The following is a 24,140-nucleotide window of genomic DNA, read 5'->3' on the forward strand; positions in this document are numbered from 1 at the left end:
AAAATTTTACATTCCTGCTTTATCAATTTGTTAGCTTTGAAATGAAATTACAAAAAAATAAAATTCCAAATTCCAATTGAATGAACGCAATTGGAATTTGGAATTTGAAAAAATTGGAATTTATAACTTATTCTTGTCCTAAGTTTCGTAGCTGTTTCAGTTTGTCTTTCCAAACTTCAAGACTTTCTTTATGAATGGCAATGTTTTTACGAACTTCAGTAACGATTGAATTCTCTTTCTTAGCGTTTTTAGTATTGGTGAAGAACTGAATGTTATTTTCTAATTGGAAAATTTCATTTTGAACTTCTTCAATTTTGCGCATAATAAATATTTTTTCATTGTCTAATTTACGCGTGTCGTTGCTGTCTGTTAGAGAATCAATGCGATTTGCAAAACGCATCATTTCAGATTCCTTTTTGCTCAAACTTAACTTTTCAAAAAGCGCATCTAGGATTTTATTGAACTTTCCTTCAATGTGTCTTCTTGAAAAAGGAACTTTTCCGAATCCTTTCCACGTTTCAATATGTGCTTTTATTGCATCTAAATCTGTTTTATGATCTCCGGTAAGTTGGAAAGCTCTCAACGTATCTAGGTATGCTTTTTTGTTGTCAAAAGCAGCAACTTCTTCACTGTTTTCTTCCGATTTGTGTTCTTTTAACTTGTCAAAATAATGGTTGCAGGCATCCTTAAATTCTTTCCAGATTTTGTCTGAATATTTTTTAGGAACGTGCCCGATTTGCTTCCATTCTTCCTGGATCTGTTTCATTACAGGAGTTGTGGCAGAGAAATCTGTGCTTTCCTGTAATTCTTTTGCTTTTGCAACAAGAGCCAGTTTTTTATTTAAATTGTCGTTTTGATCTTTTTTAATATCCTTATAAAAAGAATTTTTGAAAGCGTTGAAATTTCTAACAGCAGTTTTAAATGCGGCCCATGTTTCTTCGTTTACTTCAGTAGGAACTTTTCCAGCTGCAAAAAACTCATTTCTTAAGTCTTCAACTTTCTGAATCTGTACAAGCCATTGCGAGTGAGAATTTACTTTTTCATTTCCAAGCGCTTCGATTTTAGCAATAATTTCTTTTTTAGCTTCAAGATTTTTTTGCTCGTTCGCTCTTTGGCTTTCAAATAAAAGTTCTCTTTTGTCGTGTATCTTTTTGGTGAGTTCGCTAAATTGGTTCCAAATGGCATCGCGATGCTCTTTAGAAACTGGTCCGATTTCTTCCTTCCAGATTCTATGTAAATCCTGTAATTCGCGGAAAGATTTGCTTACATCAGCATCGTTTGCCAATTCTTCTACGCGTGCTATGATTTTTTGTTTTAATTCTAAGTTGTGTTTAAAATCTAAATCTCTAGCCTCGCGATCTAAATGAAGATAATCGTAGAAGTTTTCTACATGGAAATGGTAATTGTTCCAAACATGGTTGTATTTATCTTTTGGAATCGCTCCAGCATTTTTCCATCTTTCTCTTAATTCATTAAAATGCTTAAGCGTGTCTTTGATGTTTTCCTGCGGATTAATTAATTCCTTTAATTCTTCAACAATTGCCAAACGAGCCTCTAAATTGGTTTTAAGATTGGTCTGTAAATGTTTAAAATGAGCATTTCTTTTCTCTCTAAAAACATTATAATATTCGTCGAATTTAGATTTTAAAGGCAGATGATATTCAAACTCTTCATTAGGATCCGGATTTGAAGCTAAAAATTCTTCTTTTTTCTCTTCTATAAGATGATGGTATTGCAACAAGAAAGCCTTTTTGATTTCTTCAATATGATCTTTAACAGACATTACTTTATCTGTATTAACCAATTTTTTAAGTTCGTCAACAAGTGCATCTAATGAAAACGTGTTGTAATCCTGCATAGGAATGTCATGACGTTCCTTTAGAGTTTCGTCTTCGCTTTCAGCAGCATTCGAATTGGTAATAACATCCAATGCTTCTTGATGAGCATTTTCCTGTTGTTCTAATTCATTTTCAGTTTCTGAAGTCAAATTTTCGATCTGAGTTTCAGAATCTGATATTTCAATTGCTTCATTTGTTACAGAATCATTTATTTCGATTCCAGATTTTCCGTCTGCTTCATGCAGGTTATCATTCTTTTCTTCTAACATCTTTAAAAATGTATAAGGTTTTTATTTTAAACAGTGCGAAAGATAGTAAAGGTGTTTCTAAATACAAAATAAATCCTTTGTTTATGCTGTATTATACGACGAATTTCCTATTCTTTCTGCATATTTCCTAGTAATGTTGGATCTATTTTTGATGAATTACTGCAAGATGTATAAATTCGAAATCGGTATTGTATTTATAAAAGACTCCAAATAATCTAATTTTTTAGAGCTTGTATTGCTATTCTTTAAATTAAAATAGAATCAACAGACCAACCTCCATACCAAAATTGTATGATTTTTCACCGCCAAAAGCTGCGCTGGGGTGTACATAAACTAAATTTGTTGGAGTGATCTTTCTGCCAAATTCCATGAAAGCATTGTTTTGAAAACCATCTAAAACGTAATTATATCTAAAAGCTACGTCTGTAGCAATCCAATTTTTGCCAAAAAACCAAAGCAAGTTGTTCTCTAAGAGTGTTACGCTAACATCGCTTCGGTTGCTTGATCCCGCAAAACTTTGCGAATGTTCAAGAGTTGCAATCCATAAAAATTTCTTTTGCTTGAAGTATTTTGCAAAAATACCAGCTGGAATTACGACCCATTTTCCAGAGCCAAAACTCGGATCTGAGGCAGAATTTGAGATAACGCGGGTTCTAAGGCCAATTCCGTTATTTTTTTTGAAATACGGGATAAAGCTTAGTCCAGCACCAACATCACCAAGTCCAGTTTGATTGATGGAATTAGAGTTGGTTGAAATTAAAGGCAAATCGAATCTTAGGTTCCAAGCTTTGTTTCCTATTGGTTGTAAAACGCGCAAATTTGTGGTGTTAAACGAACCGTTCTTGGTGTCTAAATATTCGTTGTATAATAAGATAGTCTGTAGAAAGTAGTGATACCGGGGTTCAGCAAACGGACTATTGCTTCTGTCTATATCTTCGTCCTGGGCCGATGCAAGAAATGTAATAAGAAAAAAAATGCTAAAGTAAAGTAAATGTTTCTTCATAACTATTTGCAAATGAGTAGACTAATTTACAAAAATTACTTTAACATTTTATTTTTTATTTGTTCCAGATCTTCCAAGCTTTTTCAGCTTGAAAAATAAGCATATCGTGCCCATTTTTAATGACAGCTCCCATTTCTTTTGCTCTTCGCAAGAAGGTAGTTTCCGCCGGATTATAGATTAAATCGTACGCAATATGTTTTTCTGTAAAAAACTCATACGGTAAATTTGGACAAGCGTCAACATTCGGGCTTGTTCCAACTGGTGTGCAATTGATTATGATTTGAAAATTGTCAAATGTTGTAGCGTTAATCAAATCATAGTCAATGATATTTTCTTTTGCCTCTCTAGAAACAAAAGTGTACGGAATATCCAATTCGTCTAAAGCAAAAGCAACGCCTTTCGATGCTCCGCCTGTTCCCAAAATAAGCGCTTTTTTATGATGCGGCTCTAGTAATGGCTTTAGCGATTTTTTAAATCCGTAATAGTCTGTATTGTATCCTTTTAGTTTACCGTTTTTGGTAAATTTAATGGTATTGACAGCGCCAATTAGAGCGGCTTTTTTTGATAGTTTATCCAAGAAAGGAATAACTTGCTCTTTGTACGGAATCGTAACATTTAATCCTTTTAAATCAGGATTGTTTTTAATTAATTCTGTGAAGTAATTAATTTCAGAAATGTCAAAATTCTCGTAGCTGTTACCAGCAAAAACTTCATTATTAAATTTCTCTGTAAAATAACCTTTTGAAAAAGAGTAGCTTATGTTGCGTCCTAATAATCCAAAACGTCTTCTTAATAAAATATCAACCATTCTTATTTACGATGTTTTTCTATGTAATTTTTAACCATTTTTTTTGCCCAAACAACAGGAAACAAATCTTCAATTAAGATGTAATTGTCAAAGTTTAGGCGTAAACCATTGCTTAAGTGAAATTTAGCTTTTGTATTGTCTTGAATCATAAAATACAATCCTGCCAAACGATATTCGATTTCATTTTCTTCTGGGAAATATTCTGAAGCTTGCAATAAAGTTTGAATAGCCGTTTCGAATTCTCCTAAAAACTGAAGGATATCAACCCAGTATAACCAAGTATCTAATGCATAATCTCCAAATTCAACCGCTTTTCTAAAACCAAATTCGGCTTCTTCAAAGAAATTCATTTGTTTGTTGATTGTCGCATATCTTTTCCAGTACAAACGATTCTGATTGTCGATCGCCAAAGCTTTATTTACAAAAAACAATGCTTTTTGATAGTTTTTCTGGCGAAGGTGAAAATCGGTAATCGCAATCCAACCTTTGTCTAAAAGCGGATCTTCGTGTACCGTTTGGTTATAATATTGAATCGCTTTCGCTAAATTTCCAAGTTTTTCATAACATTTTCCTATTCGAAGTAGGGCATACGAAGTGGCATCGTCCAATTCGATGGTTCTATTATAGCTTTCAATTGCTTCATTGTATTTTTTTAGGCGCTCATAAGCTTTTGCTTTTTCCATAAAAGCACCCAAAAATTCATCATCAATTAGCGTTGCATAATCAAATGCGCGAATTGCTTCTTCGTATTCTTTTACGCCATAATGCAAGCGTCCAAGCTGATGCCAAGCAATTTCGCTGTAAGGGTTTCTGTTGATGTAATCGTTTAAATAGACAATAGCTTCCTGATTTTGGTCCAAAAATTCAAAACAATACACCACGTTATAAAGAGCAGATTGATCTTCTAAGTCTTCTTCAAGACATTTGATAAAACTCTCCTTTGCCAGCTCGAGATTATCCATAAAAAGATATTCCATTCCGATCAAGTTGTACACATCAGCATAATCATCAGTGTATTGAAGCGCGATTTTCAGTAATTCTACTGCTTTTTCGTGCTGGTCTCTTTTTGAACAGATATTGGCTTTCTGGATATAGATTTCCTCGTTGTTAGGTTCAATTGCGTACAACTCATTCAAAAGCTTTTCAGCGATATCGAGTTTATCATCATAAACCAGCATTTCTACTTGTACTAATTTTAAGCCTGTAGATTTTGGATGTTGGTCTAAAGCAAGTTTTAAGGCCTTTTTTGCTAAATTAGCCTTACCTATGTCTAAATAATGAAGAATGATTTCTTCGAATTCTTCAGAATCAAAAAAGAGTACTTTGTTAGTTTTTAACATCGACTCAAATTTAGATAGGGATAGGTTATAATCTTCTTCTTCGTTGCTTAATTGCATACTTCGTATAATTTGAAATTAGCCTGTTATAAATTTAGGCAACCATATAATTGTTGTAAGGATAAGAAATTAATTGTTTTGAACAATTTAATTAACAATATATAGCGTTTTTTATTCTATTTTGGGAAGAAATCTCCTTTATTCTTAAGGGGTTAACTTCGGTTTTGTCATTTTTTTATTTGAATTGGAAGACTTTTTCGAAATAGAAAGGAAGTATTAATTTCTGCCTTTTTTACGTAAACAACGTTCAAAATAGTTTAAAAATAATTTTGAATTTTAGCTGTTTCTCTTCTTCATTATTTCGTCCATAACCTCTAGAATAATCGCACATCCTTCTTTAATTTCGTCTTCAGAAATGGTTAAAGGAGGAGTAATTCGTATGGCGCATCCTTCAAATAAAAGCCAGAATAAAATAAGTCCTCTGTCTTGACAGGTTAAAATGACTTCGTTTGTAATGTCTGCCGATTCTGTCATTGCAGCAAGCATTAATCCTTTTCCTCTAACTTCTGTAATCAAAGGATGTACCAAAAGCGATCTGAAGAGTTTTTCCTTTTCTAAGGTTTCTGCCATTAAATTTGTTTCAGTTAATTCTTGCAAAGTAGCTAAGCAAGCTGACGCAATGACAGGGTGACCTCCAAAAGTCGTAATATGTCCTAATTTTGGGTTTTCTGTTAAAAGATCCATTTTTTCGGCAGCAGCAGTAAAAGCGCCCACAGGCATTCCGCCGCCCATTCCTTTACCCATAACCACGATATCTGGAACAACATCATAGTTCTGGAAACCAAAAAGTTTTCCTGTTCTACCAAATCCTGGCTGAATTTCGTCAACAATCATCAAAGCGCCAACCTCATCACAACGTTTACGAACTTTTTGAAGAAAATTGTTTTCTGGCTGAATAAAACCAGCGCCGCCTTGAATAGTTTCCAAAAGAATAGCTGCTGTTCTTGTGGTTATTTTTTGGAGATCTTCTTCGTTATTGAAAGTGATAAAATCAACATCTGGGAGCAAAGGTCTAAAAGCTTGTTTGCGTTCTTCAAATCCCATTACACTCATAGAACCCATTGTGTTTCCGTGATAAGCGTTGTGGCAAGAAATAAGCTGACTGCGGCCTGTAACTCGTTTAGCCAATTTTAAAGAGCCTTCTATTGCTTCTGTACCCGAATTTACCAAATAGGTTTTGTTTAAAGATTCTGGAAGCAGAGAAGCCATTAATTTGCAGTACTGAACGGCTGGACTTTGCGAATATTCTCCGTAAACCATTACGTGCGAATATTTGTCCAACTGATCTTTTATCGCCTGATTTACTCTAGGATGCTGATGTCCTAAAGTACAAGCCGAAACTCCGGCAACAAAATCTAGATATTTTTTATCGTTTGTATCGTATATGTAAGAGCCAATGGCGTGCGAAACTTCCATTCCGAGTGGATAAGGAGAAGTTTGCGCTTGGTATTTTATAAAATCTGGATTCATTTTTTAAGGTTCAAAGTAGCAAAGGTACTGAGGTTTTAAGGTCTTTAACTTTACGGTTAAGTTAAGTTTCTTGAATTAGCAATTATCAAAGGACTGTAAACTGCGACCGCGACTGGCGACTAAAAAAACTATTTGCTTTTAGTCTTAGATTCTGTTTTCGGTTCTGTCTTTTGCTCTGTTTTTACAGCAGGTTTTGGATTTTTCTTGTCGTAATTCAGCGTTTCTTTCCTGACTTTCATCGGGATGTTTTTGCCTTTTTCTTCCTGTTCTTTTCCTTCTTTAATTAATTTTTCATTCAGTTCATTATCCTCTGCGGTAAAAATATCGTCTTTTGATTTTATCCTTTCATCACCTCGCCACTTCATCCCTCGTAGTTTACGAGCATTTTCGGGAAGTTCGTCTTCGGGATAAATATCTCCATCAACTTTATTGAAAAACGTAATCGTTTCAACAGCATTGTTTTCCAATATCATATTGATTTTACTGCTAACATTTTTATTGATTCCGATTAGTTCATTTGCATCATTTCGCATGTAATAAACTACTTCTGTATTTTTAATGACATCAACATCGTGCAGTTTTCCATCCCGGAACTTTCCGAACAAATTTATTCCCTTGACCTGATTGTAACCAGTTCCGAGCGTATCCTTGGAGAGGACAAAAGTATTGTTTAAGACTTTTAAAGAGTCGATTTTCCTTGTTTTATTGTCTCCGATTAAGTGCATTACGTCTCCCGTAATCTGATTATCGCCATTCCAAAGAATCGGATTTCCAATCAATTTAGTCAAAGCCGTTTTAGAATTCGAATGTATAGAATCACACTTACCGCTCATATCTGTTTTATAGAAACGAACATTATTAAAAGCACGCAGAATTCGTTCGCCTTCTTTTCCTGTTACCATCAATTTTTTTCCGTGAATGTAAACGGAGTCGTTTTCGACTAAATTAATTGCCACAGCTCTTTTGGTTACAAACATCGAATCTTTCAGTTTGTATAGCTCTGCATAATGCCCTTTTACAATTCCTTTATTGATCGAATCGGTAATTTTTACATTTCGTGTTGCCGAAGCAAATTCAATATTTCGATTGTAGTATAAACTGTCGCCCTCTATAAGCCGATCGTCATATCTGATGTACGACCTTCGCAGAAAGTGCGCTAAGTTTTTCTTCGTGTCATAAAAACCTTTTTCGGTATAAATGTAATTGGCTTTACTTGTAATAGTCGACGGCCCAAGAAGATAAGTGTGGCCAGAATTGCTATAATAATCCAAATGATTTGATTTGATCACATATTTCGGATTCTTAATGGTAACTTCAGTCAAAAATTGGAATTTCTTTTCTTTTACATAATATCTTCCAGATTTGCTTACTAAAGTATTGTCTTTATTGATAATAGTACCCTTTGTATTGTAAAAAGCTTCTTGGGTATTTCTGTCAAAATTAATGGTGTCCGTCTGCAAAGTGGCATCAGGAGAAGTTAAAACGGCATTTCCTGTGGCAAAAGCTTTTTTCTCATTCCCGCTATATTCCGCATATTTGCTATTCAGGAATAAAGTATCGCCCTGTACTAATTGTACATTTCCAAATGCTTTTAAATAATTTTCTTTTTGAAAAAAATACGCTTTGTTGCAAGTCAATACCACACCGTCATGATTCACTTTTACATTTCCGGTAAGTAAAAGCGCATCTGGTACGGCATTTTGATCGACTGACGACCAGTCAGCATTTTCGACCACAATGGTTTTAGGAGTTTGTGCGGTTTTTTTGGCCTGCGCAGCAATAAATTGTACGCTAAGAAACAGACAACAAAATATGAAAAAGAGTGATTTCTTCAACTGATTAAATTTTTGTCAAATTTATAAAAAAGGTTAGAACCTGTGGCCGATATTAGGATTAATTTATAATAAGTGGCTAACAGTTCGATTACCAAGTTCAACATGATTTATTTTTTCAACAAAACACACAACTCTCACGTTGTAGTTGCCGTATTTTGAATTTACACCAAGGCATTTTGGAAAGAGAATGTCTTAGGTTCTAAAAAATGAGCTACATTTAGAAATTGGTTTTAATGCTTTGGTGAGGATTAGAATTAAGAAAGTAGAAGAATAGTTTAAAAATATATGATAAGTAAAAGAATAATCGCAGCCGGAATTACATTAACTGTACTATTTTCAGCCTGTAAAACAAAAGATTTAAAAATGAGTACAGCAAAAGAGCCAACTGCGACAGAAAAGAAAGTTGTGGTTTATCAAGTTTTTACACGCCTTTTTGGAAATAAGAATACGACCAACAAACCGTGGGGAACAATTGAAGAAAATGGAGTTGGAAAGTTTAATGATTTTACAGACAAAGCGCTTCACGAAATAAAAGATTTAGGTGTTACGTATATTTGGTATACTGGTGTTCCGCATCATGCATTGGTGCGCGATTATACAGCGTACGGAATTTCAAACGATGATCCAGAAGTAGTAAAAGGCCGTGCAGGTTCTCCTTATGCAGTAAAAGATTATTATAACGTAAATCCAGATTTGGCTGTAGATCCTGCAAAACGTTTAGAAGAATTTGAAGCCTTGATAAAACGTACCCATAATGCAGGTTTGAAAGTGATTATTGATATTGTTCCAAATCATATTGCGAGAAAGTATGAAGGAAAATCAAATCCTGTCGGTGTCAAAGATTTTGGTGCAGACGATGATGTAACGGTTGAATATAAGCGAAACAATAACTTCTATTATATTCCGAGACAACATTTTGAAATTCCTGATGGTGATATTCCGTTAAATGGAGAAAAAAATCCGCTTATTGATGGTAAGTTTGATGAAAACCCTGCAAAATGGACAGGAAATGGTTCTCGAAAATTTAAACCAGACCAAAACGATTGGTACGAAACGGTAAAAGTAAATTATGGTGTGCGTCCCGACGGAACTAAAGATTTTCCTGAACTTCCTGCTGGTTTTGAGCAGAAGTCATATCAAGAGCATTTTGCTTTTTGGCAAGATAAAGATGTTCCAGATTCTTGGAAAAAGTTTAGAGATATAGCTTTGTATTGGACGGCAAAGGGAGTTGACGGATTCCGTTACGATATGGCAGAAATGGTGCCATACGAATTTTGGAGTTATATGAACTCATCAATCAAAATGAAAAATCCGAATGCCTTTTTGTTGGCTGAAGTTTATAATCCGAATGAGTATCGCAATTATATTCGTTTGGGAAAAATGGATTATTTGTATGATAAAGTAGAAACGTATGATAAGCTGAAAGATGTAATTCGCGGAAAATCTTCGCCTGACGAATTAACGAAAATCCAAAACGGAATGTCGGATATTGAGCACCATATGCTTCATTTCTTAGATAATCATGATGAGCAGCGTTTGGCGAGTCCAGAATTTGCAGGAACACCTGAAAGAGGAAAGCCTTTAATGGTGGTTTCGGCAACCATCAGTACTTCGCCAACCATGATTTATTTCGGGCAAGAAGTAGGAGAGGCAGGAAATGAAGATGCAGGATTTGGAAAACGCTCAAGAACCTCAATTTTTGATTATATCGGAGTTCCAAATCATCAGCGTTGGATGAACGACGGTAAGTTTGATGGCGGACAGCTTTCTGCTCCTGAAAAAGAACTTCGTGATTTCTACAAGCGTTTATTAAACTTTACAATTAATAGTTCTGCTTTGATGGGAAGTTTTGAAGAAATTCAATCAGCAAACAGACATAATGGAGAAGGATATGATGCTTTATTGTATTCGTATGCACGTTGGTCAGAAAGTCAGAAATTGCTTGTCATTGCTAATTTTTCTTCTGAGAAGGGAAGTGAATTTGATTTGAAAATTCCTTCGTCACTTATTTCAAAATGGAATTTAAAAGATGGAGAATATCACTTAAAAGAGCAATTGTATCATGATAAAACATTCGTATTAAAAATTCAGAATGGAGAAGGAGAGGCCAAAATTTCAATTCAGCCTTCAGAATCTTTGATTTTAGAGTTGAAATAAAAGTTTTGATTATAAAAGAGAAAAACTTGTTTAGAAATATCTAAGCAAGTTTTTTTGTTTTTAAACCCTTTTAAGCAACGAAAGAATTTCTCTAATAGAAAATTGAGCACCGCAGACAAATTCATCTGAAGCACCATAATAAACCGTGATAGTATCGCCGTCAGGTTCGATAATATGGCCGTTTGTAAATACAACATTCCCAAAGAAACCACTTAATTCATAATTCGTTTTGGGAAACATGATTGGCGTTTCGGTTCTTGAAATCACTTTTGTTGGATCTTCTAAATCTAATAAAAAAGCGCCTAAACAATATTGATGGAACTCGTTGGCTCCATGATAAATTTCGAGCCAGCCTAAATCTGTTTTTATCGGCGCCGCTCCAGCGCCAACTCTTTTGCTGTCCCAACTCTCTTTTCGGGTTTTGATGATGCATTTGTGGTTTCCCCAATGAATTCCATCCGGTGAAGAAGCAATCCAAATGTAATTTCCGCCAATATCCACGCTGCTTGGTCGGTGTAAAGCGTAAAATAACCCGTTTATTTTTTCTTCAAAAATGGCGCAATCTTTATTGTGTGGCGGAAATATCAATCCGTGTTTTTCGAAACTCTTCCAATCGGTCGTGGTTCTTAAGCCAACGCCAACACCGCTTGGGGAAACAGAAGTAAAAGTGAGATAATATTTTCCATCAATATGAGAAACGCGGCAATCTTCAATTCCAAAAGTTTCTAGTATTCCTTCGCCAACCAAATGCGGATAATCTTCAGGTTCATAAAATTGTTTGCCATCTTCGCTGCACAATAGTCGAATGTGTGATAAAGTAGTCAAATAATCAATTCCTTGATAATTGATTACACGTGCATCTGTTGCTATAAGTTCGGGATGATCTTTTAAAATTTCAATAATTTGTATGGTGCCAGCTTCAGTTAAAATTGGAAATGAAATAATGTTTTCAATTTGTTTTGGCCTTTCGGCAACACGTACCGCCAGCCAGATTTTGTTTTGAAACTGAAATACGCCAGGATTTAATAAGCAAGTAATTTCGAGACCTTCTCTGCTTGGAGGTAAATCAGTGGGAGATAATAAAGGATTTTCTGCGAAACGATTGGCAATGTCTTTCATGATCTTCATTTAAGTACTTAAAAGGTATAAAAAAAAGCTGATACTTACTTGCATCAGCTTTTTTTTCTATACTTTTTTAACCTTTTTGAGGGCTTCAACATAATATTCATTTACTTTTTCCCAGTTTATATGTTGGTAAAAAGCATCAATATAACTGCCTTTTCGGTTTTGGTAATCTAAGTAATAGGCATGCTCCCAAAGATCAATTCCCATAATTGGAGTTCCAGGAATCAAAGCGTTTTTCATCAACGGATTATCTTGATTGTCTGTTGTAGTAATTTGCAATTTACCATATCGATCTACAACTAGCCAAACCCATCCAGAACCAAACTGTTTTTCTGATTGCGCTTTAAATTGATTCGTTAAGTTATTAAAAGAACCAAATTCTTTATTAATAGAACCCGCAAGCGTATCTTTTGGTGTTTGCTCTTTTGGAGTTAAAATATTAAAGTAAAGCGTATGATTGTAATAACCACCTGCATTTTGGCGAAGCTTTGCATTGCTTAAATCTAACTTTTTCAAAATATCCTCAATTGGCATATTTTCATATTCAGTCGAAACAATTTCTTTATTAAAAGCGTTTGTGTACGATAAATAGTGTTTTGAATAATGCGTTTCTAAAGTTAGAGTTCTAATGCCGGGAGCAAGACCGTCATAATTAAATGGCAGTTTTGTCATTTCAAAAGAGCCTGGATCGGCTTTAACATCATTTGGTGAGCCAATAGTGATTTTCTCTTCTTTTGTTGGAAGAGGAACTTCAACTACTTCTGTCAGCTTGTCTTCTTTACAGGAAAACAATAGTAAAAATGAAGCTAAAGTGCTGAAAAGAACAACGTTTTTCTTCATAATGTTTTTATTTTGATGTTAATGAATTGATGATCTCAATATAATTTTCTTTGGCTTCATCGATAGACATATGGCTAATCTGCATCCAAGCATTAGTTTTAAAAGCGTCTCTTAAATCAAAATTTTCAGATTGATTGTAAACAGCCGTTCCAAAAGTAGCCTGTTTGTAAAAAGCGTAAAGTCTTAGCTGCACGTCTTGTGGCAGTGAAGCCTGAGTCATTGTCATTGCAACCTCTACAGCTTTATTAAAGCGAATATCTAAATCTTTATCAGCCATTTATGCCTTTGTAGCAATAATTGTTTTTCCACCAATTGCTTTTTGATTTAATTCTACATTGATTGGTGTACCTAAAGGTAAAAATAAATCTACTCTTGATCCAAATTTAATGAAACCAGCATCAGTTCCTTGAACAACCTGCATTCCTTCTTTAGCGTAGTTTACAATTCTACGAGCCAAAGCACCTGCAATTTGCCTGTATAAAATAGCACCAAAAGTTTCATTTTCGATTACTACTGTAGTTCTTTCGTTTTCTTCACTTGCTTTTGGATGCCAAGCAACTAGGAATTTCCCAGGGTGATATTTGCTAAATTTAATGATACCATCCATTGCGTAACGTGTTACGTGCACATTGATTGGTGACATAAAAATAGAAACCTGTAAGCGTTTATCTTTAAAATACTCTCCTTCATAAACTTCTTCAATAACCACCACTTTTCCATCAACTGGAGCTAGGATGTGATCACTGTTTTTAATTGCAATTCTCTTCGGATTTCTGAAGAATTGTAAAATGATAATTAAAATCACAACCGCTGCGAATTGAACAAGCATTCTCAGCCAGGCAATATCAATGAATTTATCAGCAATTAAAAGTACAGCTACTGTAAATACAGTACCTAATAAAATGGACGGGCCTCCTTCTTTATGAAACATAATATAAAATTTGATAAAATAAAAATATAATTGGTGCTACAAATATAACACTATCTAATCGATCTAAAATACCTCCATGTCCCGGCATTATCGAACCGCTATCTTTTACTCCAGCAATTCGTTTGAATTTGGACTCTATTAAGTCTCCAATAGTTCCGAAAATACTCACAATTAATGCAATAATGGTCCAGATTAAAATCGATTTACTGCTAAATTCAGGTTTAGGCTGGATGTAGAGTTTAGAAATCAAAAATCCAGCAAAAGCGGCAAAAACAACACCCCCAATAAATCCTTCGATTGTTTTTTTAGGAGAAACACGCTCAAATAATTTGTGTTTTCCCATTGATTTTCCAACTAAATAAGCGAAAGTATCATTGGTCCAAATTAAAACAAATAAGCCTAAAATAATCTTCGGATTATAATCGTTCGTACCAAAAGAGATTTTTACAATAAATACAAAAGGAAGTGTAATATATCCCAGTAGATATAAATACTTTGAAGAAGTGCTTATTTTTTGAACTGAATCGTAGAATAAGAAAATGATGCATTTTATAGAAACCACAATAGTAACGGCTAGAAGAACTAAGTCAAGCTGTTTGATATTAGTTTCTAAACTAATGTTTGCATTAAAGTTATCGTTAAAAAATTGGCTGGTTTGTTTGTTGTAATGACTTACCAGTATAATTGCTGCGTAAACTAAAGTTCCAAAGAGAATAGAAAATACTTTGTTCAGGTTCACGATATTAGAAAACTCATATATCGTAATAATCAGGAAAACGCCAAAAAGAGTAATGAAGCTTTCTGTAGAAAACAATATCGAAGTTAGTAATAAAGCGATATAAACAGCGCCAGAAATGGCCCTCTTCAGTGTTTCGTTCATCTTAAAGGTCTTCTAAAAGCAATAAATAAAGATTTTTTGCGACACTTCCGTATTGCGTAAAATCTTCGTCTTTGGCTTTTTCGAAATATTTTATTGTAGTGATATTAGTAGGGATGTCTCTTTCGTATTTGCGTTTTATAGCGCTCAATCCGTCGCTTTTCATTGGAAGGATTTGGCTTGTGGTTGCTATAATGACAATATTAGCAGGTAATTCGTTTGGTTTATTTTGTCTGATTTGTTTTGATGAAAACAAAATAGAGCCTTCATCGGCTATAAGGTTTTCACAGCTTGATAATAAGAATCTAGGTTTTGTTGGAGCAATATAGAATAATTTATTTTCTTCCAATAATCTAAACAAGCCTGGTTCGTAGCATAAAACTTCATTTTCGAACCAATCATTTTCCTCTAAAATGTTTTCAAACTGCTCGGCAACTTCTTCCATGTTTTCGCAGTACAAGAATTTACCTCCATTTTTTTTGAAGTTGAAAATAAATTGCTCGTCTAAAGATAAATGACTGTTCTGCGCAGAAGAACCTGCATATTCGCTTTCGTTCTCTTCGTCAGAAGCGGCTTCACTAGAGCCAAATATTTTTTTGAAAAAATTCATTTTTTATATGAAATGCTTTACATGTTAATTGAAAACGTTCAAAGATAAAAAAATCTTAATTCAAAAGGGACTTTTGAATTAAGATTTTGAAAATTTATTACGTTTTTCGTAATTATTTATGAAACTACTTCTTCTAAATTTTTGTCAAAAGTACGTTTTCCGAATATGTTTTCTAAATCATCTTTAAAGATAACTTCTTTTTCAATCAGAATATCAGCAAGTTGATTTAATTTGTCTTTGTTTTCTTCTAAAATCTGAATTGCTCTCTGGTATTGACCTTCGATTAACTCTGAAATTTCAGCATCAATAATTTTTGCTGTTTCGTCAGAATATGGTTTAGAGAAATTATATTCGCTTTGTCCAGTTGAATCGTAGTACGTAACGTTACCAATTTTATCGTTCAATCCGTAAATCGTTACCATAGCACGAGCTTGACGCGTTACTTTTTCTAAGTCGCTCAAGGCACCAGTTGAGATTCTGTCGAAAGTTACTTTTTCAGCAGCTCTACCTCCCATAGTAGCACACATTTCGTCTAACATTTGATCTGTTCTAACGATTTGTCTTTCTTCTGGCAAGTACCAAGCAGCACCTAAACTTTGTCCACGAGGAACAATTGTTACCTTAATAAGTGGAGCAGCATGTTCTAACATCCAGCTTACAGTAGCGTGACCAGCTTCGTGAATAGCGATTGCTCTTTTCTCTTCTGGAGTGATAATTTTGTTTTTCTTTTCTAGACCACCAATAATTCTATCTACAGCATCAAGGAAATCTTGTCTGTCAACTGCAGCTTTGTTGTTTCTTGCAGCAATTAATGCAGCTTCGTTACAAACGTTAGCGATATCAGCACCAGAGAAACCTGGAGTTTGTTTTGCTAAGAAATCTAAATCAAGACCTTCAACTTTTTTGATAGGAGCTAAGTGAACTTTGAAGATTTCAGCTCTTTCGCGAATATCTGGTAAGTCAACAAAAATTTGTCTGTCAAAACGTCCAGCACGCATTAAAGCTTTATCTAAAACGTCAGCTCTATTTGTTGCAGCCAAAACAATTACGTTAGAGTTTGTACCAAAACCGTCCATTTCTGTTAGTAATTGGTTCAAAGTATTTTCTCTCTCGTCGTTTCCGCCAGACATGTTGCTTTTTCCTCTTGCTCTACCAACAGCATCAATCTCGTCGATGAAAATGATAGCAGGAGATTTTTCTTTTGCTTGTTTGAATAAGTCACGTACACGAGATGCACCAACTCCTACAAACATTTCTACGAAATCAGAACCTGATAAAGAGAAGAAAGGCACTTGTGCTTCACCAGCAACAGCTTTTGCTAATAAAGTTTTACCAGTTCCCGGAGGCCCTACAAGTAAAGCTCCTTTCGGGATTTTACCTCCTAAGTTTGTATATTTTTCTGGGTTTTTAAGGAATTCAACAATTTCTTGAATTTCTTCTTTAGCACCTTCTAAACCAGCAACATCTTTAAACGTAGTTTTGATATCTGTCTTTTCGTCAAAAAGTTTCGCTTTAGATTTTCCAATATTGAAAATCTGTCCGCCGCCTCCAGCACCTCCGCCAGACATTTTACGCATAATGAAGATCCATACACCAACAATGATGATGATAGGAAGCAAGCTGATTAAAATATCGCTCCAGTTGTTTTTTTGAAGGAAGTTAAAATCTTTTAATTTGCCCTCAGTAACTGCTTTTTCTAATTTAGTCTGAAAGATTTGGTCGTTACCAATTTCCAAAGTATAGTGTGGACCTTTGTTTGGTTGTTTGAAAATATCTTCAGCTACTTTTTTATTTGCTGGGTCTTTAAGAGCGGCAGCATTTAAGTATACTTCAGCTTCTGCTTTGTTAAAAACAATTACTTTTTCAATTTGGCCTTTTTCTAAAAGCGTATTGAATTTAGAAGATGTTAATTGGGCAGGTTCGCTTAAGCTTGATCCTCCTGTGGCAAAACTTATGAATAAAAAAACTAAAAGTATTGCGGTGTATATTAACCAAGGACTTATTTTAAATTTATTCGGATTTGGATTATTATCTTTAGCCATTTAATGAAAGTTTCTTTAGTATTTGTTCTCGATTGAAGTTATTTTGGCATCGCCCCAAAGGCTTTCGATGTTGTAATATTCGCGAATGTGCTTCTGGAAAACGTGTACTACAATGTGTACGTAATCCATTAAAACCCATTCTGCATTATCGGTTCCTTCTACGTGCCAAGGTTTATCTTTTAAGTCTTTTGATACAACTTTTTGAATTGAGTTTACGATGGCGTTTACTTGGGTGTTTGAGCTACCGTTGCAAATAACAAAATAGTCGCATACAGCAGTATCTATTTCTCTTAAGTCAAGAATATCGATATCATTTCCTTTTACTTCCTCAATCCCTTTGATTATGTTCGCCAGTAGAACATCATTATTAATAGTCTTTTTCGCCATGAATTATTTTATATGAATTTGTAAAGTTACCAAATTTTGTGATTATTTTTGAACCTTAACAAAATATTAAATTAAGATATTTAAATTATTTAATGAAACTAATCAAACTCGATGCCATAGATTCTACAAACGACTTTCTAAAAGCATTGGCAAGTCAGGATGAAGTAGAGAATTTTACAACGGTAACAGCTGAAAATCAGACAAAAGGCAAGGGACAAGTAGGTGGTGTGTGGAAGACTCAAGCAGGTAAAAACTTAACAATGAGCGTTTTGGTTAAAGATTTTCTCTTTAGTAACGAAGAAGTTTTCAATTTGAGTGTTTTGGTTTCTTTATCGGTTGCAGAAGTTTTAAAATCGTTAAATATTCCTGATATATGCATAAAATGGCCAAACGACATTCTGTCATACAATAAGAAATTGGTTGGCATATTAATCGAAAATACCCTAAAAAGTGATGGCAGAATCGTGTCAGTTGTCGGAATCGGAATCAATGTCAATCAAACCGATTTTGATGAATTGCCTAATGCTTCTTCAATAGCAGTAATTTCAGGAAAACCTTTTGATAAGCAAGAGTTGGCAATTTTAATCGTCGAAAAATTAAAAGAAAAAATCCAATCGTGGAAAATCGAATCGCAGAATTTCTGGAACGATTACTTTAATTTTTTATTTAAAAAAGGCGTTCCAACAGCATTTCGAGACAACGACAACCAAGATTTCATGGGAATCATTCAAGGTGTTTCTCCATTCGGGAAATTGCAGGTTTTGTTAGAAAATGATTCTGTTGCAGAATTTGAGATTAAGGAAGTGAAAATGCTTTACTAAGATGCTAAGGTTCTGAGATGCTAAGATTCTAAGTTTTCTTTTGATGGAGGTAAATTGCCCTGTTTGTCATTTCGACGTAAGGAGAAATCTCCGCAAGTAGTTCCGTTTCTAAAAATCGCCAATCTTTGTAGAGTTTCTCGCGGAGATTTCTCCTTACGTCGAAATGACAAAAATGCGGTAAAAACTTTGCGAGAGCATAAAACATAAAAAAAGTCCAATCGATAGATTGGACTTTTTAATTTATAATTCACAATTTACAATTCACCATTATAATTTGTGCATATTGTTTGCTAAAGTTTCAATAAACTTACCAATTGGACCTTTAACCATCATTGCCATCATAGCGTTGAATTCTCCTTCGAAGAACAATTGAACAGCGCTTTCTGAATCAGAAACCGTGTCAATGTTTGACGTTAGCGTAAACGGAAGTTTATCACTTGCAGCACCCAAAACGATTTTGTTTGGCGCTACTTTTTCTTTCATCTTTAATTTGATTTCAGGCATCCCTTTCAATCCAAAAATAAAAGCGTCTTCGCCAGTCACTTCAAATTTAGCGATATTGTCTGGCATTAATTTTTCGAAATTCTTTACGTCAGTCAGTTGATCAAATAAATCCTGAGCTGATTTCTGAACTGTAACTTTTGGACTTTCTAAGTTCATATAATGTTTTGTTTATTATTTATTAAAAATAAATTCCAATTTTTTAAATCCCAAATTCCAAAAAAGAGCAAAGCGATTTTAAGAAAATCTAAAATCTAAAATCTAAAATCTAAAATCTAAAATCTAAAATCTAAAATCTAAAATCTAAAATTACTCTTGTCCCCAAGTAGATGGACTTGAGTTCCATTCCAGCAAAGTCGATTGCTGATCTTCGGTGATATATTGTTTTTGAACTGCTAAGCTTAGTAGGTTTTCGTAGTTGCTTAAAGTGAATAAATCAATGTTAGCTTCTTTGAAATTTTCTTCAGCAACACCAAAACCGTAAGTGAAGATAGCTGCCATACCTTTAATATTAGCACCTTCGCTTCTTAAAGCTTCTACAGCCATCAAACTGCTTTTTCCAGTACTAATCAAGTCTTCGACAACTACAACATTTTGCCCTTTTTGTAAAAAACCTTCCACTTGGTTTTGTCTACCGTGTTTTTTTGGCTCCGGACGCACGTATACGAAAGGAAGACCTAAACTTTCGGCAACCAAAATTCCAACTCCAATGGCTCCAGTAGCAACACCAGCAATCACATCAGGTTTTCCAAATTGTTTTTCGATGTTCTTAGCAAACTCATCACGAACATAGTTTCTGATGCTCGGAAATGAAAGAATTAACCTATTATCACAATAAATAGGAGATTTCCAACCAGAAGCCCATGTAAAAGGATTTTCGGGATTCAATTTAATTGCATTTATTTGCAAAAGCAATTCGGCTGTTTTTTCGGCAGTATCTTTATTAAAAATCATAGTACAAATGTATAAAGTTTTTGTAAACGACAAACCACTTTTTTTGACAAATGAAATCTCGAAAGAAACAGATTTCCAATTGTTCTTGTTGGAGAGTATTGATATCGAACAGCTTATTATAAAAATTTTTCAAAATAAAATTCAAAAAGCGATTCTATATCATCCCGACGAAAGTGAAATGATGAAAACCCTAAAAGCTAAAATTCCCGTGAATAAAGCGGGCGGAGGCTTTGTCTACAACAAAAAAGGCGAAGTCTTGTTTATCTTTAGAAACGGAAAATGGGATCTGCCAAAAGGCGGAATCGAGAAAGGGGAAGACATCGAGGCGACGGCAATGCGTGAGGTAGAGGAGGAGACAGGAGTAAACCAGCTTCGTATTACGAATAAACTTCAAAAAACCTATCATATCTTTAAACGCAACGGAAAATACAAACTCAAAATCACGCATTGGTTCGAAATGCAATCTGATTTTGAAGGAACACCACACGGACAAATTGAAGAAGGAATAGAAAAAGTAGCTTGGTTAAACCCAGAACAAATCAAAGAAGCACTTAAAAACTCTTACGAAAACATTAAATTGTTATTCGAAGAAGAAAAAATTCCAATGGATAAAAAATCGATGGAAAAATTCCAATAGAAAAATTCCAAATTCCAACAGTTAATCAGTATTTAATTGGAATTTGGAATTTAAAAATTGAAATTTAAATTATTTGGACGTGCCACCAATAAAAAAAAGACCCAATCAACTTTGCGTTCATTGGGTCTTTTTTTTATTGCTGTCGGGCTTTCGCCGCTACTTCGGTAGCTTAGCTCTATCCCTCACGCGGAGACATACTTTGTCGTTATGTTTTGTTTGAGGTTTAAAGTTTCAAATTTCAAGTTTTTGCTGGCGCGAGCGTCCCGCTCGTGCCTTTTTGTGTATTGATTTAGATTGTGTTCACGAACGGGACGCTCGTGCTAGCGGGAGTTAAATAGGAATATTTTTTTTTACATTTTTATGATCCATTTCCTTTATTCGGTAGTGCCGTTTGTACAAAACCAATAATCATACTAAGTAGAAATGAAAATATAAAAATATTATGAATAAAAAATAACGTATTCGCAACCTTGCTTTTTGGAACTATGTTACTCGTAATGAAAATATTCATCGAATAAGGTAATACATTTTTATATGACCAAAATTTATTTGAATATATGTCTTTGATGGCTTTGTTTTTTTTAACTTCCAAGTTTTTAAAATTAATTATTTCACTCTTAAATAAATTCCTTACATTTTTATAATCAATATCAGCATCTACTGACAGAATGAAAACTCCATTTTTTTTATAGATATTAAAAGCTCTTATAGGTTCTGGTGGATGTTTTCCACCTATGTCTCTCCTTACATATGTAGAAACTACAATATAGTTTGACAAAATAAACATTTGATTGTCACTTATTTTTTCTTCTGTTAAATTTACAAACCCATTTTCATTTGTAATTAGATCATTCAGAACTTTTTGTTTAGCAATATTGGATTCTCCATAAATTTCTGCAACCAGAAGATATTGATTTGATTTTTCAGATTCCAATATGTCTTGCTCAATTTTTAGATTATTTGAGTTTGAATTAAGCAAGCTAGTGTAGCAAAAAGGAAAAACAACAAAATGAAAGAAAGTGAAAATAGCTACAAGCAGATATAATACCTTTTTTTTAATTATGTACACATATAAGAAAGAACTTGAAAGTGCAATAAACACAGTCATGATCATTACATCAAAGATATACTCATTAACTTGTTGCTTTGTATATAAAACATAAGGCAAAGTGGTAAATAAGCTTGCTATTAATATTAAAATATTAATAGCAAAGTTTGTAGCTTTTAATTTTTCGAAAATTGAAGTCATGTATAAAGTCTTTGTGCGAAAATATCTCTTTTACTTTGATCTATGGAATGTTTTTTTGTTTTATTTTCAAATAATGAATAATTACTTAAACTCTTCATTATTTGTAAAAACAAAAACAAAAGAAGACATTCGGTCCACTAATGTCATGACCATTGCTATAACTAAGATGATTCGCTTAGAGTGTTTAATACTAGAGATAAAAATGTAATTAAAAGGCATTTAATTACTTTTAATTTTAAGTCGTTTTCGAAAGCAAATAAAACTTAGCGAACTCTGCTTTATAAAAAAGTCTACAAAACACGATAGTCCGTTAGCTTAGATTTGCAATTTGTGTGCGCAAAGTTAAGTAAACGTGAAAGTTTAGATTTCCAAATAATATAATAACATCTAAATCATATTTTAAATCTGAATAATATCTTATCCAAATATTGTTTAGGAAGTTATTTCGCGGGCACAGATTGTAAATCTGCGCTATCGTTGCGGTAACTTTGTCAAAGTTTCAAACTTTGACAAAGTTCTAAACGTACAGCTTTGCGACCTCAGCGTTTTATTAAACACAATCAAAAGCAAAAAAATCTTAGCGAACTCTGCGTTAAAAAAAAACTACAAAACACGATAAACAGGATACTGCATATGAGCCTTTTCATAATAAACAGAATGTTTGTAAATCCAGTTTAATTGAGCTTCGGCGCTTTTTGCAAATTCGCGGTCGTTTTGTTTTTTGGTTTCTAGTTCTGCTTTTAGAGTTGGATTATCTTTTAAAAGTTGAGCGGCAGTATCTTCAAAAATATATTGGGAGTAATGTTCTTTTTGCTGTAAAATTGCATCGAAGAAATTCCAATTGAAAAACGAATCAACTCCTTCTGGTTCAAAAGCTTCTAGAAGATATTTTACGCCTTTTTGGTTCGTTGGAACATAATAATCTCCTTTGGCGAAATTCATTTTAACCTTTTTAGAAGTTACTGTCGTATTTCTATGTAAATAATGTCCTTCGTAAGCAGATGGAACGGTTTTAAAATCGGCAATTCTATAGCTTTCAACCTCAACAACCGTATCATTTTTAAATTGTCTGAATGAGATATTGTTGTTTTTCAGCAGGTCAATAATATTCCAATACCCTCTTGGAACAACATAAGCTGTCGGAATCACAATTTCTTTAGCCGATTTGAATTCTTTAATATACGGAACGTCTTTTTTGTACGGTTTGCTTCTGTCATAGTACAAACGGTCTCCAGTTGTCGCTTCGCTTTTTTTGTAACCTGCTTCGTAACCTAAAAAGGTAAATTTGGTTGTTTTCGTGCTGTCCATCTCCCATTTTAAAGTATAGGATTTTTTAGGCTGATATTGCTCTAAATTCTTCACACGAAGCTCTTTGATTTTCTGATAATTGGCATCGGTAAAATCCATCGTCGTTTTCATGTATTCGTAAGTCATTTTTACACGTTCGGCATATTTTTTCAGCATGTGTGTTTCTACCACAAAACCAATCGTATTAAACAAAGAAGTATACCCCGTAGTATATCGCGGACTATCAACAAATTGCCCGAAACCTTTATCTGGCGTATCTTTAAATGAATCTACATAAGGCGTAGTTTCGATTTTCTTTTTCTGAAGATCTTTTACCAAAGCAGGCATCATTTCATCATTCATAAAATCGCCTAAAACCGTTCCCAATTTGTTGTGTTGCGTCATGATGTACGTCAGTTTGTATTGATAATCAGAACCGTTGCTTACGTGATTATCGATAAAAACATCGGCATTTATTTTCTGGAAAATCTCTACAAAACTCTTCGTGTTTCGAGTATCCGATTTCATTAAATCACGATTCAAATCGTAGTTTCTTGCATTTCCTCTAAAACCGTAAACTTCTGGTCCATCCTGATTGGCGCGAGTTGTCGAATTTCTATTTAAAGCGCCGCCAATATTATAAACCGGAATGGTAACCAAAACGGTATTTTTTGGCGCTTTCATTTTTCCGGTTGCTAAATCTCTGTAAAATTGCATTGTAGCGTCTATTCCGTCAGGTTCTCCCGCGTGGATTCCGTTATTGACAAACAAAACGGTTTTGGTTTTCTGAATTTTATCAAAATCAAATTCCTTGTCAGGATTAAAAGTAATCATGTGTAAAGGTTCGCCAGAATCGGTTAATCCCATTTCTTTCATCTGAATCGTTGGAAAATCAGCCGCCAGCATTTTAAAATAAGCAATTGTTTCTTGATAAGATGCAGATTGATTTCCGTTTCCTTTCTCAAAAAACGTATCGTATTTTTTGTTGTTTTGAGCGAAAATCGTAATGGTGAAAAGTGAAATGAGAATGGTAAAAAGTTTCATGGTTTTGGTTTTAACTAAGAATCAAATATAGTTTTTTTTGTTTCATGTTTCATGTTTC

The 24,140-nt window shown here is 34.0% G+C and carries 21 protein-coding genes; 3 read left to right on the forward strand and 18 right to left on the reverse strand.

Translation table 11 applies throughout. The annotated features are described in order from the left end of the window. Positions 1-127 precede the first annotated feature (127 nt). The 6 genes from ABTV69_RS13545 to ABTV69_RS13570 all read right to left on the reverse strand — a co-directional run bounded on the left by ABTV69_RS13545 (position 128) and on the right by ABTV69_RS13570 (position 8,620). Entirely contained in the window at positions 128-2,107 is a 1,980-nt protein-coding gene (locus tag ABTV69_RS13545) for a DUF349 domain-containing protein (RefSeq protein ID WP_433829577.1), read from the reverse strand. A gap of 250 nt (positions 2,108-2,357) precedes the next feature. Then, complete coding sequence (locus ABTV69_RS13550; RefSeq protein ID WP_433829579.1) at positions 2,358-3,110, reverse strand: lipid A phosphoethanolamine transferase; 753 nt, start codon at positions 3,108-3,110, stop codon at positions 2,358-2,360. Positions 3,111-3,165: 55 nt separating this feature from the next. Beyond that, complete coding sequence (locus ABTV69_RS13555) at positions 3,166-3,918, reverse strand: shikimate dehydrogenase family protein (RefSeq protein WP_433829581.1); 753 nt, start codon at positions 3,916-3,918, stop codon at positions 3,166-3,168. A 2-nt stretch (positions 3,919-3,920) separates the two neighbouring features. Further along, positions 3,921-5,315 (reverse strand): tetratricopeptide repeat protein, encoded by a 1,395-nt coding sequence (locus tag ABTV69_RS13560; protein WP_433829583.1) that lies wholly within the window; start codon positions 5,313-5,315, stop codon positions 3,921-3,923. 276 nt (positions 5,316-5,591) lie between these two features. Beyond that, positions 5,592-6,785, reverse strand: coding sequence for an aspartate aminotransferase family protein (locus ABTV69_RS13565; RefSeq protein WP_433829585.1), 1,194 nt, complete (start codon positions 6,783-6,785; stop codon positions 5,592-5,594). Between the two features lie 128 nt (positions 6,786-6,913). After that, positions 6,914-8,620, reverse strand: a complete 1,707-nt coding sequence (locus ABTV69_RS13570; protein ID WP_433829586.1) for an OstA-like protein — start codon at positions 8,618-8,620, stop codon at positions 6,914-6,916. 285 nt (positions 8,621-8,905) lie between these two features. On the opposite strand from ABTV69_RS13570, the gene ABTV69_RS13575 reads away from it, so the two are divergent. Continuing rightward, entirely contained in the window at positions 8,906-10,777 is a 1,872-nt protein-coding gene (locus ABTV69_RS13575; protein ID WP_433829588.1) for an alpha-amylase family protein, read from the forward strand. A gap of 60 nt (positions 10,778-10,837) precedes the next feature. Here the strand turns inward: ABTV69_RS13575 and ABTV69_RS13580 are convergent, their stop codons facing one another. The 8 genes from ABTV69_RS13580 to rsfS form a co-directional block, all read right to left on the reverse strand. Continuing rightward, entirely contained in the window at positions 10,838-11,896 is a 1,059-nt protein-coding gene (locus tag ABTV69_RS13580; RefSeq protein ID WP_433829590.1) for a glycoside hydrolase family 130 protein, read from the reverse strand. Between the two features lie 66 nt (positions 11,897-11,962). Further along, on the reverse strand, positions 11,963-12,742 hold the full coding sequence (locus ABTV69_RS13585; RefSeq protein WP_433829592.1) for a superoxide dismutase: 780 nt from the start codon (positions 12,740-12,742) through the stop codon (positions 11,963-11,965). Positions 12,743-12,749: 7 nt separating this feature from the next. Further along, on the reverse strand, positions 12,750-13,019 hold the full coding sequence (locus ABTV69_RS13590) for an acyl-CoA-binding protein (RefSeq protein WP_433829594.1): 270 nt from the start codon (positions 13,017-13,019) through the stop codon (positions 12,750-12,752). Then, entirely contained in the window at positions 13,020-13,673 is a 654-nt protein-coding gene (locus ABTV69_RS13595) for a phosphatidylserine decarboxylase family protein (RefSeq protein ID WP_433829596.1), read from the reverse strand. After that, positions 13,663-14,553: a phosphatidate cytidylyltransferase gene (locus tag ABTV69_RS13600; RefSeq protein ID WP_433829598.1), complete on the reverse strand. Its 891-nt coding sequence runs from the start codon at positions 14,551-14,553 to the stop codon at positions 13,663-13,665. Before ABTV69_RS13600 ends, ABTV69_RS13595 begins: the two co-directional genes overlap by 11 nt. Position 14,554: 1 nt before the next feature. Continuing rightward, positions 14,555-15,160, reverse strand: coding sequence for a lactate utilization protein B/C (locus ABTV69_RS13605; RefSeq protein ID WP_433829600.1), 606 nt, complete (start codon positions 15,158-15,160; stop codon positions 14,555-14,557). A gap of 116 nt (positions 15,161-15,276) precedes the next feature. Next, positions 15,277-17,202 carry an ATP-dependent zinc metalloprotease FtsH gene (gene ftsH / locus ABTV69_RS13610; RefSeq protein WP_433829602.1) on the reverse strand — a complete coding sequence of 642 codons (1,926 nt, stop codon included), beginning with the start codon at positions 17,200-17,202 and terminating at the stop codon, positions 15,277-15,279. Between the two features lie 15 nt (positions 17,203-17,217). Then, the gene (gene rsfS / locus ABTV69_RS13615; protein WP_433829604.1) at positions 17,218-17,589 is read right to left on the reverse strand and encodes a ribosome silencing factor; all 372 of its coding nucleotides are present in this window, start codon (positions 17,587-17,589) and stop codon (positions 17,218-17,220) included. A gap of 92 nt (positions 17,590-17,681) precedes the next feature. Between rsfS and ABTV69_RS13620 the strand changes: the two genes are divergently transcribed. Then, the gene (locus tag ABTV69_RS13620) at positions 17,682-18,410 is read left to right on the forward strand and encodes a biotin--[acetyl-CoA-carboxylase] ligase (protein WP_433829606.1); all 729 of its coding nucleotides are present in this window, start codon (positions 17,682-17,684) and stop codon (positions 18,408-18,410) included. Positions 18,411-18,677: 267 nt separating this feature from the next. Here ABTV69_RS13620 and ABTV69_RS13625 read toward each other — a convergent pair whose 3' ends face one another. Beyond that, entirely contained in the window at positions 18,678-19,070 is a 393-nt protein-coding gene (locus ABTV69_RS13625) for an SRPBCC family protein (RefSeq protein ID WP_433829608.1), read from the reverse strand. 150 nt (positions 19,071-19,220) lie between these two features. Further along, the gene (pyrE, locus tag ABTV69_RS13630; protein ID WP_263524905.1) at positions 19,221-19,865 is read right to left on the reverse strand and encodes an orotate phosphoribosyltransferase; all 645 of its coding nucleotides are present in this window, start codon (positions 19,863-19,865) and stop codon (positions 19,221-19,223) included. 7 nt (positions 19,866-19,872) lie between these two features. Between pyrE and ABTV69_RS13635 the strand changes: the two genes are divergently transcribed. After that, positions 19,873-20,502 (forward strand): NUDIX hydrolase, encoded by a 630-nt coding sequence (locus ABTV69_RS13635; protein WP_433829610.1) that lies wholly within the window; start codon positions 19,873-19,875, stop codon positions 20,500-20,502. A 358-nt stretch (positions 20,503-20,860) separates the two neighbouring features. Here the strand turns inward: ABTV69_RS13635 and ABTV69_RS13640 are convergent, their stop codons facing one another. Continuing rightward, positions 20,861-21,751: a hypothetical protein gene (locus ABTV69_RS13640; protein WP_433829612.1), complete on the reverse strand. Its 891-nt coding sequence runs from the start codon at positions 21,749-21,751 to the stop codon at positions 20,861-20,863. Between the two features lie 603 nt (positions 21,752-22,354). Further along, a complete protein-coding gene (locus ABTV69_RS13645; RefSeq protein WP_433829614.1) occupies positions 22,355-24,082 on the reverse strand; it encodes a M14 family metallopeptidase in 1,728 nt (575 codons plus the stop codon). Positions 24,083-24,140 lie beyond the last annotated feature (58 nt).

It is taken from the genome of Flavobacterium anhuiense, assembly GCF_050990855.1.
Classification (GTDB): Bacteria; Bacteroidota; Bacteroidia; order Flavobacteriales; family Flavobacteriaceae; genus Flavobacterium; species Flavobacterium anhuiense_C.